General features: G+C 66.1%; 13 protein-coding genes. 6 read left to right on the forward strand and 7 right to left on the reverse strand.

Annotation, left to right across the window (positions count from 1 at the left end; translation table 11 throughout):
- Window positions 1-342 precede the first annotated feature (342 nt).
- The 4 genes from tilS to cysS form a co-directional block, all read right to left on the reverse strand.
- Window positions 343-1,764 carry a tRNA lysidine(34) synthetase TilS gene (gene tilS, locus CFB52_RS10660; protein ID WP_099316547.1) on the reverse strand — a complete coding sequence of 474 codons (1,422 nt, stop codon included), beginning with the start codon at window positions 1,762-1,764 and terminating at the stop codon, window positions 343-345.
- Window positions 1,765-1,810: 46 nt separating this feature from the next.
- Window positions 1,811-2,782, reverse strand: coding sequence for an acetyl-CoA carboxylase carboxyltransferase subunit alpha (locus CFB52_RS10665; protein WP_006401892.1), 972 nt, complete (start codon window positions 2,780-2,782; stop codon window positions 1,811-1,813).
- Between the two features lie 103 nt (window positions 2,783-2,885).
- Window positions 2,886-3,713 (reverse strand): DNA-3-methyladenine glycosylase, encoded by an 828-nt coding sequence (locus CFB52_RS10670; RefSeq protein ID WP_099316548.1) that lies wholly within the window; start codon window positions 3,711-3,713, stop codon window positions 2,886-2,888.
- Between the two features lie 43 nt (window positions 3,714-3,756).
- Entirely contained in the window at window positions 3,757-5,154 is a 1,398-nt protein-coding gene (cysS, locus tag CFB52_RS10675) for a cysteine--tRNA ligase (protein WP_089464935.1), read from the reverse strand.
- A 234-nt stretch (window positions 5,155-5,388) separates the two neighbouring features.
- Here cysS and CFB52_RS10685 point away from each other — a divergent pair, with 234 nt between their 5' ends.
- The 4 genes from CFB52_RS10685 (at window position 5,389) to CFB52_RS10700 (ending at window position 8,134) form a co-directional block, all read left to right on the forward strand.
- Window positions 5,389-6,111, forward strand: a complete 723-nt coding sequence (locus tag CFB52_RS10685; protein ID WP_059608914.1) for a tetratricopeptide repeat protein — start codon at window positions 5,389-5,391, stop codon at window positions 6,109-6,111.
- A 39-nt stretch (window positions 6,112-6,150) separates the two neighbouring features.
- Complete coding sequence (locus CFB52_RS10690) at window positions 6,151-6,726, forward strand: peptidylprolyl isomerase (RefSeq protein WP_059583382.1); 576 nt, start codon at window positions 6,151-6,153, stop codon at window positions 6,724-6,726.
- Between the two features lie 88 nt (window positions 6,727-6,814).
- Window positions 6,815-7,306, forward strand: a complete 492-nt coding sequence (locus CFB52_RS10695; protein ID WP_006483987.1) for a peptidylprolyl isomerase — start codon at window positions 6,815-6,817, stop codon at window positions 7,304-7,306.
- Window positions 7,307-7,333: 27 nt separating this feature from the next.
- On the forward strand, window positions 7,334-8,134 hold the full coding sequence (locus CFB52_RS10700) for a UDP-2,3-diacylglucosamine diphosphatase (RefSeq protein WP_089464936.1): 801 nt from the start codon (window positions 7,334-7,336) through the stop codon (window positions 8,132-8,134).
- Window positions 8,135-8,185: 51 nt separating this feature from the next.
- Here the strand turns inward: CFB52_RS10700 and cysE are convergent, their stop codons facing one another.
- Together cysE and CFB52_RS10710 are read right to left on the reverse strand one after the other, a co-directional pair.
- Window positions 8,186-8,959: a serine O-acetyltransferase gene (cysE, locus tag CFB52_RS10705; protein WP_059583378.1), complete on the reverse strand. Its 774-nt coding sequence runs from the start codon at window positions 8,957-8,959 to the stop codon at window positions 8,186-8,188.
- A gap of 284 nt (window positions 8,960-9,243) precedes the next feature.
- On the reverse strand, window positions 9,244-10,068 hold the full coding sequence (locus tag CFB52_RS10710) for an RNA methyltransferase (protein WP_099316549.1): 825 nt from the start codon (window positions 10,066-10,068) through the stop codon (window positions 9,244-9,246).
- A gap of 282 nt (window positions 10,069-10,350) precedes the next feature.
- On the opposite strand from CFB52_RS10710, the gene CFB52_RS10715 reads away from it, so the two are divergent.
- Window positions 10,351-11,154 carry an inositol monophosphatase family protein gene (locus tag CFB52_RS10715; RefSeq protein ID WP_059608913.1) on the forward strand — a complete coding sequence of 268 codons (804 nt, stop codon included), beginning with the start codon at window positions 10,351-10,353 and terminating at the stop codon, window positions 11,152-11,154.
- A 303-nt stretch (window positions 11,155-11,457) separates the two neighbouring features.
- Complete coding sequence (locus tag CFB52_RS10720) at window positions 11,458-13,080, forward strand: NAD(P)/FAD-dependent oxidoreductase (RefSeq protein ID WP_099316550.1); 1,623 nt, start codon at window positions 11,458-11,460, stop codon at window positions 13,078-13,080.
- Between the two features lie 236 nt (window positions 13,081-13,316).
- Here the strand turns inward: CFB52_RS10720 and CFB52_RS10725 are convergent, their stop codons facing one another.
- Window positions 13,317-14,723 carry a hypothetical protein gene (locus CFB52_RS10725; RefSeq protein WP_144029734.1) on the reverse strand — a complete coding sequence of 469 codons (1,407 nt, stop codon included), beginning with the start codon at window positions 14,721-14,723 and terminating at the stop codon, window positions 13,317-13,319.
- Window positions 14,724-14,882: the final 159 nt, after the last annotated feature.

The following is a 14,882-nucleotide window of genomic DNA, read 5'->3' on the forward strand; positions in this document are numbered from 1 at the left end:
TGTCGTTCTGAACTGGAGGAGAAGCCGCACGGGCGCGCTGGGCAGGCCGCATAGCCGTTCGGTCACGCGGCTTGTGGCTGTGGACGGACGACAAGGGGAACGGCTGGGACGCAACACGCAAGCGTGACGGATTTTGCCCGGAAGGCCGATCAGGCCGCGCAAACCGGGTACGTCACGCGGAAAACCTGCACAAAACGCTCAAAAATCGAGCCGAGCAAACGACCGAGCGTACCCGATAGAAGCCCGCTTGACAAGCCGCGCGCCGTGTCGGCGGCCGTTCCGGCGCTGTTTACCAAATGGTGAAAATGGGCGCGCCATCGCGCCGCCGGAAGCGTGCCGCCGTTACGCGATCAGCAGGTCGGGACGCCACTCGATCCGGCGCCATGCGGCGGCGCCGGGCGCCGCCCCGTCAGGCATGCCGATGTCGCGATTGACACCCAGCCGCGGCACGTAGATCAGCCGGTCGCCCGCGAACAGCAGCGGCACGTCGCGTTGCCAGGCCGGCACCCCGCGCTCCTGGAACAGGTTCTTCAGCGTTCGGCCCGGCCCGCCCGGCGACGTCCGCATCCGTTCGCCACCGGCCCGGGCGCGCGCCGCCAGCCGCGCACCGCGCAGCAGCTCCTCCGGCACCGCGTCGGCGCTGCCCGCGTCGGCGGGCGCAAACACGAACGTGCCGCGCCATTGCGGCAGGTGCCACACTTGCTGTCCGTCCCATGCGAGCGCCGCCTCCGGTTGCGGCGTACCCGTACCGTCGTCGGCCGGTTCGCTGCTGTCGCCGGCTTCCCAGTAGACGACGTCGCGATAGAGCCGCAGGCACTGCCCCGCGTGATCGACGCGCAGCGCATGCGCGTCGTGCGCCGCGCGCAGTTGTCGCATCATGTTGGCGAGCCGGGCGGCCGACGCGCCCGGCAAACCGAGCCGGCGCATCCAGAAGCGCAGCAGGTTCGCGCCGCGCGTGTCGTCGAATCCGATCAGCGCGTCGCGCGACAGCGCCTGCCCGTCATCGCGCGCGGCGACGGCGAAATCCAGCTCGGCCAGATCGTCGAGCAGCCGCTGAGCCGCCGCCGCGTGCTGCGCCGCGCGACCGAGCGCATCGCGAAAGCCCGGGAAATGCACGGCCAGCGCCGGCAGCACGTCGACGCGCAGCGCATTGCGCGCATAGCGCGTGTCGCCGTTCGATTCGTCGTCGATCCACGCGAGCGCGTGCTGCTCCGCATAGCGCTCGAGTTGCGCGCGCAACAATCGCAGCAATGGGCGCACGCGCTCGATGCTCACGCCGTCGGGGCGATAACGCGGCGCCATCGCGGCAAGCCCCGCGATTCCCGCACCGCGCAACAGTTGCAGCAGCACCGTCTCGGCCTGATCGTCCGCATGTTGCGCGAGCCACAGCGCCGCCACGCCGTGGCGTTCGCCCATCGCGTCGAGCGCCGCGTAGCGACGCTCGCGCGCCGTCGCCTCGATACCGAGCCCGCTGTCGCGCGGCACGTCGACGCGCATCGATTCGAATGCGACGCCGAGCCGCGCCGCCTCCGCTTCGGCATGCGCGACCCATGCGTCGGCATTCGCGCTCAGGCCGTGATGCACGTGCAACGCGACGCAGCGCGATGCGCCCGCGACGCGCACGGCCGCATCGAGCAGCACCGTCGAATCGAGGCCGCCGCTGTAGGCGATCGCGATGCGCGCATCCGGCGGCAGGCCGGAAAGCGCAACGCCGACCGCGTCGAGGACGACACGGTCGGCGGAGAATTCGGTGGGCGGGATCACGAGCGGGACGCGCGCGCCGCGGCGCGCGCATTGAATACACGGCCGGTCATGCGCCCGGCGTGGTTTCCTTGAACTTGCCGTAGGCCATCAGGCGCTCGAAGCGGCGCTCGCGCAGCGCATCGATGCTCATGCCCTGGAACTGGCGCAGCGAATCGGCCAGCGCACGGCGCAGCAGCGCGGCCATGCCCTTCGGATCGCGATGCGCGCCGCCGAGCGGCTCGTTGATGATCTTGTCGATCAGGCCGAGCGCCTTCAGGCGGTGCGCGGTCAGGCCCAGCGCTTCCGCGGCTTCGGGCGCCTTCGCGGCGCTCTTCCACAGGATCGACGCGCAGCCTTCCGGCGAGATCACCGAGTAGGTCGAGAACTGCAGCATCATCACGGTATCGGCCACGGCGATCGCCAGCGCGCCGCCCGAACCGCCCTCGCCGATCACCGTCGTGATGATCGGCGTCTTCAGCTCGGCCATCACGTACAGGTTGCGACCGATCGCCTCCGACTGGCCGCGCTCTTCCGCGCCGATGCCGGGGTACGCGCCCGGCGTGTCGACGAACGTGAAGATCGGCAGCCCGAACTTCTCGGCCAGACGCATCAGGCGCTCGGCCTTCCGATAGCCTTCCGGACGCGGCATCCCGAAGTTGCGCGCGGCGCGCTCCTTCGTGTCGCGGCCCTTCTGGTGACCGATCACCATGCACGGATGGCCGCCGAAGCGCGCGAGACCGCCGACGATCGACAGGTCGTCCGCGAACGCGCGGTCGCCATGCAGTTCGTGAAAATCGGTAAACAATTCCGCGACGTAATCGAGCGTGTACGGACGCTGCGGGTGCCGCGCGATCTGCGAAACCTGCCACGGCGTCAGGTTCGCGTAGAGGTCCTTCGTCAGTTGCTGGCTTTTCTTCGACAGCCGCTCGATTTCTTCCGAAATATCGACAGCCGAGTCGTCCTGCACGAATCGCAGCTCTTCGATCTTGGCCTCGAGTTCGGCGATCGGCTGTTCGAAATCCAGAAACGTGGTCTTCATGTGTTCGAATCCTTGGGTCTTGCGGCAGCGCGTATTCTACCCGCGCGGGCGGCGCGCAAAACCGGCTCTCAACTATTGATGTTCAAAACTCGATAGCCTGCACTCAGGCGTCGACGTCGGGCGCATCGAGGCTGCGCCACATGTACCAGGTCGCGACGGTGCGCCACGGCTCCCAGTTGGCCGCGACCTCGCGCGCCTCGCTGCGCGTGACGGGTTCGCCGCTGAAGTAATTGACGCTGATCGCACGGATCAGGCCCGGGTCGTCGAGCGGCAGCACGTCCGGCCGCGACAGGTTGAAGATCAGGAACATCTCGGCGGTCCAGCGGCTGATGCCGCGGATCTGCGTGAGTTCCGCGATCACGTCCTCGTCGTCCATCGACGTCCATTTGTCGACGTGCAGCGCCCCCGACACGAAATGCTGCGCAAGATCGAGGATGTATTCCGTCTTGCGCTTCGACAGCCCGCACGCGATCAGCTTGTCCGCGCCGAGCCGGATCACCGGTTGCGGCGCGAGCTTCGGGCAGGCGTCCTCGATGCGCGCCCACAGCGACTGCGCGGACGGCACCGAAATCTGCTGGCCGACGACCGAGCGCGCGAGCGTGACGAACGGGTCGCCGCGTTTCACGAGATGCGCGGGACCGAACTTCGGAATCAGCTTCTTCAGGATCCGGTCGCGCTTGACGAGGTCCGCGCATGCCTTGTCCCAATAGGCGGGACGCACGACGACCTCCTCGCCCTCCGCTTCGGACGCACGTGTCTTGCGGGCCGCGTCGGCGGCCGGCGGCGCGGCCGCCGGCTGCGCATGACCGTTCAGCGCGCCGTTCGGCACGGCGCGTGTCGCGTCCGCCTTCGCCGCCGGTACGCGCTTGGCTGCCGGACGCGCGGCGACCGGGGTCGCGCGCCTGACCGGCGCTTTTCTGGCCGTTGCCATCTTGCCTCCTACCTGACGGATCGGTCAGTGGAACGCACCGCGCTCATACGCGACGCCATTCGGTCGATCCGCCCGGTTTGTCTTCAAGTGCGATGCCGGCTTCGAGCAATTCCGCCCGGATCCGGTCCGCTTCGGCATAGTCCTTCGCTTGCTTCGCCGCGACGCGCGCGGCGATCTTCGCTTCGATCTCGTCGGCCGCGAGCCCGCCCGCCTGCGCGGCGCCGGACGCCTGCTGCAGGAACGCGCGCGGTTCGCGGCCCAGCAGGCCGAGCAGGCCCGCCAGCTGTTTCAGTTGCCGTGCGAGCGACGCGTCGCGCGTGCGGTTGACTTCACCCGCCAGCTCGAACAGCGTCGCCACCGCGACCGGCGTGTTGAAATCGTCGTTCATCGCGGCCGCGAAACGCTGTGCGTGCGCCTCGTTCCAGTCGAGCGCGAGCGTGTCGGGCTCGACGTCCTTCAGCGCGGTGTACAGACGCGTGAGCGATGCGCGTGCATCGTCGAGATGCACGTCGCTGTAATTGAGCGGCGAACGGTAATGCGTGCGCACGATGAAGAAGCGCATGACTTCCGCGTCGTAACGCTCGAGTACTTCCCGGATCGTGAAGAAGTTGCCGAGCGATTTCGACATCTTCTCGTTGTCGACCTGCACGAAGCCGTTGTGCATCCAGTAATTGACGAACGTCTCGCCGGTCGCGCCCTCGCTCTGCGCGATCTCGTTCTCGTGGTGCGGGAATTGCAGATCCTGCCCGCCGCCGTGGATGTCGAAATGATTGCCGAGCAGCGAGCAGCCCATCGCCGAGCATTCGATGTGCCAGCCCGGACGGCCCATCCCGTACTTCGACGCCCACGACGCGCCTTCCGGATCTTCCGGCTTCGCGCGCTTCCACAGCACGAAGTCGAGCGGATCCTGCTTCGCATCGTTCGCGGCGACGCGCTCGCCCGCGCGGAGGTCGTCGAGCGACTTGCCCGACAGCTTCCCGTAGCTTGCGAACTTGCGCACCGAGTAATTGACGTCGCCATCGGCCGCCTGATACGCGTAGCCGTTCGTCTCGAGCGTCTCGATCATGCCGAGCATCTGCGGGATGAACTGCGTCGCGCGCGGCTCGATGTCGGGCCGCTGGATGCCGAGCGCGGCCTCGTCCTCGTGCATCGCGCCGATGAAGCGATCGGTCAGCGACTTGATCGTCTCGCCGTTCTCGACCGCGCGGCGGATGATCTTGTCGTCGATGTCGGTGATGTTGCGCACGTACGTGACCCGGTAGCCGATCGCACGCAGCCAGCGCTGGACGAGGTCGAACACGACCAGCATGCGCGCGTGGCCCACGTGACAATAGTCGTAGACGGTGATCCCGCATACGTACATCCGCACTTCGCCGGGCTGGCGCGGCACGAAAACTTGCTTGTCACGCGCGAGCGTGTTGTAGATGCGCAGTGATTCCATAGAGATGAACCGTGAGCCGAAGGAAACCGCCCTGGCGAAGCTCGCCCAGCATGTGAAACGGACGGACCATCTGCTGCGGCGCCGGGCCGCGCGTCCTCGTTATCACATGGGGCGGTCAGGCTGCAAGCACAGCGGTGACGGCCACGAGAGGCTAAGAAAGACTGTCTGCCGCTCGCCGGAACGCGCAGACGTTTTGTTAGAATGGCTCGGAGTATAACATTCCGATTTACGCCTATGAAACCTCATCGCGGCCGCGCGCCGAGCGCTGCGACCCTCGTTGCGACCACCGTCATGGGCGTCGCGCTGACGCTTTTCGCGGCACCCGCGGCGCATGCGCAGAAAGCCCCGGCGGTCGCCGACGGCACGCCCGAAATCGACGCGTCGATCGGCGGCAAGCAGTGGAAGCAGGCGCTCGCGCAGCTCGACGCGCGCATCGCGTCGAACCCGCACGACGTGCAGGCGCAGTTCAAGCGCGGCACCGTGCTGGCCCGCCTGAACCGCGACGACGACGCGATCCAGCAGTTCGTCGCGATCACGCAGGCGTACCCCGAGCTGCCCGAGCCGTACAACAACCTCGCGGCGCTCTACGCGAAGCACGGCCGCTATGACGAAGCGCGCACCGCGCTCGTCACCGCGACGCAGTCGAACCCGAGCTACACGCTCGCGTACGAGAACCTCGGCGATCTCTACCTGCGCCTCGCGGCCGAATCGTACAAGCGCGCGCAATCGCTCGGCCGCACGAGCGGCGCGACCGCGCAGCGCCTCGCCGATCTGCAGAAGATCGTGTCGCCGTCGAAAGCCGCGCCGAACGCGCGCGCGACGACGCCCGCCACGCGCGATTACACCGAGCGCGCCGCCGCGAACGTGAGCACCACCACGCTGCCGATGTCGCCGACGTTCCAGTTCAGCGGTCCGTCGGGCGCACTGGCGGCGCCGTACGTCGCGCCGTCGCGCTAAGCGGCGCGGCCTTCCTTCCCTCCCAACCTGAGGATCGCAATGAAACGTCTGTTGCTGGCGCTTGGCGGCGCCGCCCTTCTCGCGACCGCGCCCGCATTCGCGCAATCGGCCACCGCGCACCCCGTCGTGCAGCTGAAGACCTCGCAGGGCGACATCCGCGTCGAGCTCTACCCGGAGAAGGCGCCGAAGTCGGTCGCCAACTTCCTCGATTACGTGAAGGCCGGCCAGTACAACGGCACGATCTTCCATCGCGTGATCAAGGGCTTCATGATCCAGGGCGGCGGCTACAAGACCAACTTCGAGGAAAAGCCGACCCGCGCGCCGATCCCGCTGGAGAGCCGCAATGGTCTGAAGAACCTGACGGGCACGATCGCGATGGCCCGCACGAGCGACCCGAATTCGGCCACCGCGCAGTTCTTCATCAATACCGTCGACAACGGCGGCCTCGACTACCCGAACCCGGACGGCAACGGCTATGCGGTGTTCGGCAAGGTCGTGTCGGGACTCGACGTCGTGAAGAAGATCGAAGGCGTGGCGACGACCTCGCGCGGCCCGATGCAGGACGTGCCGGCGCAACCGGTCGTGATCGAATCGGCGAGCATCGTCTCGAAGTAAGCACCTGCCGGCACGTCCGGCGCCTCACGCGGCCGCGTCGCACGACCGGCCGCGTGCCATTTAAACTGCCTCACCGAAGGAATTCATCATGGTTGAACTGCACACGAACCACGGCGTGATCAAGCTCGAGCTCGACGCCGCGAAGGCACCGAAGACGGTCGAGAACTTCCTGAACTACGTGAAGAAGGGCCATTACGACGGCACCGTGTTCCATCGCGTGATCAACGGCTTCATGATCCAGGGCGGCGGCTTCGAGCCGGGCCTGAAGCAGAAGCCGACCGACGCGCCGATCGACAACGAGGCGAACAACGGCCTGAAGAACGACAACTACACGATCGCGATGGCGCGCACGAACGATCCGCACTCGGCGACCGCCCAGTTCTTCATCAACGTGAACGACAACGACTTCCTGAACCACTCGTCGCCGACGCCGCAGGGCTGGGGCTACGCGGTGTTCGGCAAGGTCGTCGAAGGCCAGGACGTGGTCGACAAGATCAAGGGCGTCAAGACGGGCAACGCCGGCTTCCATCAGGATGTGCCGACCGACGACGTCGTGATCGAAAAGGCCGTGGTGGTCTGACACACCAGCCGTTACGGAGGCACTTCGATGTTGCAGGAGAGTCCGCCGCGAAGCGTCTCCGCGGGCGTGCCGGGCGAGCGCGAGTACGCGCAAGCCGCACGCCCGTTCCTGTTTCTGTCCGATCTGCATCTGAGCGAGGCGATTCCGAAGACGGTCGCCGCGTTCGAGCATTTCGTCAAATACACCGCCGACAGCGCCGATTCGGTGTTCATCCTCGGCGACCTGTTCGAATACTGGATCGGCGACGACGTCCTCGACGACGATCCGTTCGCCGCACGCATGGCCGCGCTGATGCACACGTTCTCGGAACGCGGCATCGCGCTCTACGTGATGCACGGCAACCGCGATTTCCTGCTCGGCCGGCGCTTCATGAAGGCCGCCGGCGCGATGCTGCTGCCCGACCCTTCGCTGATCATGGCGTTCGGCCAGCGCATCGTGCTCGCGCACGGCGACGCGCAATGCACGGCCGACCGCGGCTACCAGGTATTCCGTCGCTTCGCGCGCAACCGCGTCGCGCAATGGCTGTTTCTCGCGTGGCCGTTCCGGTGGCGCCGCGCGCTCGCGCAGCGCATGCGCTCGAGCAGCGAAGCGGGCCGCATGCGCCCTGCGTCGGCCATCTACGACGTCACGCAAGAAGGCGTGGCCGCGCTGTTCCGGAAGAGCCGCGCGAGCGTGATCATTCACGGCCACACGCACCGCCCCGCGCGCCACGCCGAGCCGGGCGGGATCCGCTGGGTGCTGCCCGACTGGGATCTCGATCACGGCACGCCGCGCGGCGGCTACCTGCGCGTCGACGCGGAAGGCATCCACCCGATGCCGCTCGACTGACGCCGCCGCTGCTATCGCACTGACGGCAGCGATCGGCGTCGATCGCGTTCGTTACGTCTGGCGTTCGACCGTCTTGCCTTCGAGCACCGCCGACAGCCTGCGCAGGTCGAGGCGCGCCGCGTCGGCGCCCTGCAGCGTTTCCAGATGCGTGCCGAGCCGCTCGAGCGCCGCGACGATCTCGTCGACGCGGCGGCTTTCCTTCGCCGCGTGATCGATCAGACCGTGAATCGCGAGCGACATCGGATCGTCGGCGTTCGGCGTGATCCCGTATGCGCTGAACGCCGCACGCTCGGCCTGCGGCTTCGGCTGCGCCGGCATCACGATGCGCGCCGGGTTGCCCACCGCCGTGCCGCCCGCCGGCACCGGCTTGACGACCACCGCGTTCGAGCCGATCTTCGCGCCCGCACCGACCGTGAAACCGCCGAGCACCTTCGCGCCGGCACCGACGATCACGCCGGCCTCGAGCGTCGGATGGCGCTTCGCGCCGCGCGTGAGCGACGTACCGCCCAGCGTCACGCCCTGATAGATCGTGCAATCGTCGCCGATGATCGCCGTCTCGCCGATCACGACACCCATGCCGTGATCGATGAACACGCGCCGGCCGATCGTCGCGCCGGGATGGATCTCGATTCCGGTCAGGAACCGGCCGGCCTGCGACACGAACCGCGCGAGCCAGTAGCGTTTCGCGCGCCAGCATGCGTGCGCGAATCGGTGCAGCACGAGCGCGTGCAGCCCCGGATAACAGGTCAGCACTTCCCACGCACTGCGAGCGGCGGGATCCCGCTCGCGAATCGTTGCAACGTCTTCGCGCAGTCTCGTGAACATGATGTGGTTTGGGAAAAGGCCGGCGCGCATCGCCGGCAATGCCGGCCGTTATCGCGCCGGGTCATTTGCTTATGACGTCCGGCGATTGTAGGGCCAGTCGCGCGCGGCCGCACGCGGCCGCGCGTTCACCCCGCCGTCGGCGCGGGTATTCGACCGGGACGCTTGCCGTGGCGGCGTTTGCAGGGTGTGTCGGTCGGGAGAAATAGAAGCTTCGACGCTTCCGGTGGGTCGAGGCACGGCCTGCCACCGGATTCCCCGCGCCCGGCAATCGGAGCGTCGGCCGCTTACGCGTCGCCGCCCGGCTGGCCCGACTTCAGCAGGATGTGCTTCGCGATGCCGCGCAGGATATTGACCTCCTCGCGCTCGAGGCCGGTGCGCGCGAACAGGCGCCGCAGCCGCGGCATCAGCTTCTTCGGATTGCGCGGATCGAGGAAGTCGAGCGCGATCAATGCGTTTTCGAGGTGCACGTACATCCGCTCGATCTCGTCGCTCTGCGCGAGCGTGCCGGCTTCGGCCGGCGGCTGCGCCGACGGCTCGCTCGCCTGTTCGAGAAACGCGACGCGCAACTCGTATGCGAGCACCTGCACGGCCTGCGCGAGGTTCAGCGAACTGTAGGCCGGGTTGGCCGGAATATGCGCGAGCGCGCGGCACTGGTCGACATGCTCGTTCGCGAGACCGGTGCGCTCGTTGCCGAACACGAGCGCGATGTCGCCCGCGCCGACCTGCGCGCTCGCCTGCGCGGCGGCCGCGCGCGGTGCAAGACGCGGCGGCCCGTATTCGCGCGTGCGCGCGGTCAACGCGATCGACCAGTGAACGCCGGACAGCGCTTCGCCGAGCGTCGGCACGACATGCGCGGACGCGAGGACGTCGTCCGCGCCGCTGGCCATCGCGATCGCCTCGGGGTCGCGCTGCACGTGCGGCACGCGCGGCGCGACCAGCACGAGGCGCGAGAAGCCCATCGTCTTCAGCGCGCGGGCAGCCGCCCCGACGTTGCCGGGATGGCTCGGCTCGACGAGCACGAAGCGGGTGGACGTGAAGCCGCCGGACGGCGGCGCGGACGAGGCTGCGCCCGATTCGGACGGCGCGGCGGTGTTCTGCGGGGTTTCCACTACGATACGACTCGGTTCATCAGAATGGCCGTATGGTATCGCCATCGCCCGCGCAAACCCACTCGTCCGGACGGCCAGTGGGGGTTTCCCCGCATGCCGGTCGCCTGAAACCGCCGAAAATCGGGTAAAATCATGCCTTTACGCGTTGCGCCCGGCGCAGCGCGGGTCGTACCCCGCTCTTTGTCAATTCGCGTCTCACCTCGCCCCGGCACGCTTGCGCCGTTCCGGGCGGTTGTCCCACTTCGTGGCGGCCCCGTGCCGCCGGCTACAGGATCCAGGCTCATGCATCCCATGCTCAACATTGCTGTCAAGGCTGCGCGCCGCGCCGGACAGATCATCAATCGCGCGTCCCTCGATCTCGACCTGATCGAGATCCGCAAGAAGCAGCAGAACGACTTCGTCACCGAAGTGGACAAGGCCGCCGAAGACGCGATCATCGAGACGCTGAAGACCGCCTACCCCGATCACGCGATCCTCGCGGAGGAATCGGGCGAATCGGAGAACGAATCCGAATTCAAGTGGATCATCGATCCGCTCGACGGCACGACCAACTTCATCCACGGCTTCCCGTACTACTGCGTCTCGATCGCGCTCGAGCACAAGGGCGTCGTCACGCAGGCCGTCGTCTACGATCCGAACAAGAACGACCTGTTCACGGCCACCCGCGGCCGCGGCGCGTACCTGAACGACCGCCGCATCCGCGTCGGCCGCCGCGACCGCCTGTCGGACGCGCTGGTCGGCACGGGCTTCCCGTTCCGCGAGAAGGACGGCCTCGACGCCTACGCGCGCCTCTTCACCGAAATGACGCAGGCCTGCACGGGCCTGCGCCGCCCGGGCGCGGCGGCGCTCGATCTCGCGAACGTCGCGGCCGGCCGCCTCGACGCGTTCTTCGAGCAAGGCATCAACGTGTGGGACATGGCGGCGGGCAGCCTGCTGATCACCGAGGCCGGCGGCCTCGTCGGCAACTACACGGGCGACGCCGATTTCCTGCATCGCCATGAAATCGTCGCCGCGAACCCGAAGATCTACGCGCAGATGATCCCGATCCTGAACCGCTACAGCCGCGTGCATCCGGCAGCGGAGTAAGCCCGGCCGCGCCCGCGCGGCGCGGCTTTCGCGCAAACCGCTCGCGCAACATCGTCACGATGGCGCGCCGATCGTCTGGCGCACGGATAAATCTTCCGTGCACACGGATCGCTTCGTGCGCCTATCCTGAAGTTGCTCGCGCGGCGCGTGCGGGTCGGCGTATTGCCGCTCGCTCCGCTTCTGCCGCAACGACGGCGAATGGTTTGCGTCCGGCATGCGCGCGCGGCGAACGAGGCCGCCAGCATGCCGGCCCCGCCTGTATCAACACCGCCACGGCGCCGTGGCAATCGCATCCGAGTCCCCATGTTACGGCTAAGCGAAATCAAACTCCCCCTCGACCACCCCGAGAGCGCACTCGAGGCCGCGATTCGCGCGCGCCTCGCTGAGCTCGGCGTGGCGCCAGACGGGTTGCTCCGTTACACCGTGTTCCGCCGCGCGCACGACGCGCGCAAGCGTGCCGACATCAAGCTCACGTATATCGTCGACGTCGAAGTCAAGGACGAGGCGGCCGCGCTCGAGCGCATCGCCGGCAAGCCGCATTGCGGCGTGACGCCCGACATGACGTACCACTTCGTCACCAAGGCGCCCGAGCACGCCGATTTCCTGCGCCCGGTCGTCATCGGCATGGGCCCGTGCGGGCTGTTCGCAGGGCTGATCCTCGCGCAGATGGGGTTCCGTCCGATCATCCTCGAACGCGGCAAGGCCGTGCGCGAGCGCACCAAGGACACCTTCGGCCTGTGGCGCAAGAGCGTGCTCAATCCCGAATCCAACGTGCAGTTCGGCGAAGGCGGCGCGGGAACGTTTTCCGACGGCAAGCTGTACAGCCAGATCAAGGATCCGAACCACTATGGCCGCAAGGTGCTGGACGAATTCGTCAAGGCCGGCGCACCCGACGACATCCTGTACCTGAGCCGCCCGCACATCGGCACGTTCCGCCTCGTCAGCATGGTGGAAAAAATGCGCGCGTCGATCCACGAACTCGGCGGCGAAGTGCGCTTCGAAACCCGTGTCGACGACATCGAAATCGACCAGGGCAAGGTGCGCGCGCTCAAGCTGTCGAACGGGGAAACATTGCGGTGCGACCGCGTGGTGCTGGCCGTGGGCCACAGCGCGCGCGATACGTTCCAGATGCTGCACGACCGCGGCGTCTATATCGAAGCCAAGCCGTTCTCGCTCGGGTTCCGGATCGAGCATCCGCAAGGCGTGATCGATCGCAGCCGCTTCGGCAAGTTCGCGGGCCACAAGCAGCTCGGCGCAGCCGACTACAAGGTGGTCCACCACGCAAGCAACGGGCGCGCGGTCTACAGCTTCTGCATGTGCCCGGGCGGCACGGTGGTCGCCGCGACCTCGGAGCCCGGCCGCGTGGTCACCAACGGAATGAGCCAGTATTCCCGCGCCGAGCGCAATGCGAACGCGGGCATCGTCGTCGGCATCACGCCGGACGACTATCCGGGCGGCCCGCTCGCCGGCATCGCGTTCCAGCGTAAATGGGAAACGCGCGCGTTCGAACTCGGCGGCGGCGATTACCGCGCGCCCGGCCAGCTGGTCGGCGACTTCATCGCGGGCCGGCCGTCGACGTCGCTCGGTGCGGTGGAGCCGTCGTACAAGCCCGGCGTGACGCCGACCGATCTCAGTACCGCGCTGCCGGACTACGTGATCGAAGCGATCCGCGAAGCGCTGCCCGAGATCGACAAGAAGATCGCCGGCTTCGCGATGCACGATGCCGTGCTCACCGGCGTGGAGACGCGTACGTCGTCGCCGATCCGGATTCGGCGCAAGGACGACTACCAGAGCATGAACGTCGAAGGCCTGTATCCGGCCGGCGAAGGCGCCGGCTATGCCGGCGGCATCTATTCGGCGGCGATCGACGGTATCGAAGTCGCGCAAGCGGTCGCGCTCGATCTGGTGTCGACGCAGAGGTCCTGATCAGTTCGGCAGGTCCGGCGGGCGCAGCTGCGTGCTGCCGGGTGATATCGGCTTTTCGACACCTGCTCGGGAACAATCGCCGCATCAAGCGACAGCTGCTGATCTCGACCTCCGGCAATCGGCCGAGCGGCATACTTCGCTTTCCCACAGCAGCCATATCCAAAGCCCGAGTGCGCCTCGTGCAGCGCTGGCCTTCGGTATTTCTACGAGCCGATGCCCGCTCGAAATTGAGGTCGTTAGCGAAGGCTTGTTCTCTGAATCGGCCGAATTTCATCTGCACGAACCTTCACGCACAAGTTCCCTGCCGTTGCCCATAGTGCAGCCCTCTTCCTCTCCCCGCCATTGGTCCATGCAGCAGAATCCGCAAGGGAAAACGGGAACCAGTCCTTACACATCAGCAAGACGTTGTTGAAACTGAAACGCGTGTAGGCATAAGCAAAATATGCCTGCGGCTGCCCATCCATTTTGGCACTGGAAGGTGTTACTTTGATACGTACCGCTCTCAACGCGGCAACGAGATCTGGCTTGAGAATCTGATATATGCGGGGCTTGTCTTCAATCGCACCCGTTGATCGCAGAATGAAAGTCGTCACTGGCGCAAAGTACACAACGCCCATCAGAACGGCGTAACCCACCAGGGTACATACGATCATCGTAAGCTTCGAGGCGCGCATCGTAGATTCTCCCGCGACCTTCGCAAGCAGATAGGCCAGCCCTGGGGCCATGCCAACCATGCTCCCCACACCCACCACTTCAAATACGGCGAAGGACGCCCATTTTCCGGTAATTGATCCGTCGAATAGCTCCAGACCCATTAGCATGGGCAAAAAAAGTGAAATCGCGGTCAAGGTAGGCAGAAACGCAAGAGCCAGAGTCGGCCCCCAGTATTTGAATGACTTCCGCAGGAGCCGGCTGCCCCACCAGCAAACCGATAGTATGCGACTCCGAGACATGTCCAGTGCATGACATCGGCTGGCTGGCGCTTCCTTCTCCTGTTGCCGCAGAAAAATATCTCGCCGCAATGTCACGTATCCTGCCGCCACGACGTACGTAATCAAAATACCTGCGACGACGCTTATTCCTGGCGGCAATTCTAACGCGATTACAGTGACATTGAGCGTAGTAATCCAGACCAACGGCACCATGAGGTACAACACCCTCACAGCCCGGCGCATCGACTTCCTGATCGGAAGATCGAGATCAGTCCCCCGATGTATCTCTTCGTGAATGGCGGCGGCGGGTCCGGAAAATAAGGATGGAAGAAAGAACTGCAGGAAAACGGCCAGCAATAATACGACCGCCGCCACGATCATCACGACAAATCCGGAGATGGACACGACCGACTCGGCGAAGAGAGGCTCCCAACCAATCTTGCGAAGATAGCTCCATAGCAACATGGCGGGGAAGAACAAGCAGACCGGAGCAAACTTCCATGCGACATCCAACGAATCCTGCGCAATAGACAACCCGGCCGTATAGAGGCTTAGCACGCGTTTGATGCTCACCTTCAATTCGCTTGTTGCGCCGCCCCTGCCCTCTGTACTCGTCAAATTTTCGATCGCCCCCGAACAGGTACCCGCGGGCACCATCCCGTCATTGCCGGATTGCCTTGATTTTTCCACGGTCGAATCCCCTGTATCCATTTCTAATATTTCCCTCGAAGTTTATTCTTGTAGAAAAATGCACATGCGAAACATGCTTACTGCGCCATCTCGAGAGCGTCATTATTCCGGGCTTACCGTGACTATTGCGCTCAACGCTACTGACCGCCTTCCACTGCTGCGCTCGCATTCACGCCGGCC

Source organism: Burkholderia sp. AU18528, from assembly GCF_002223215.2.
In the GTDB taxonomy this organism is placed as follows: Bacteria; Pseudomonadota; Gammaproteobacteria; order Burkholderiales; family Burkholderiaceae; genus Burkholderia; species Burkholderia semiarida.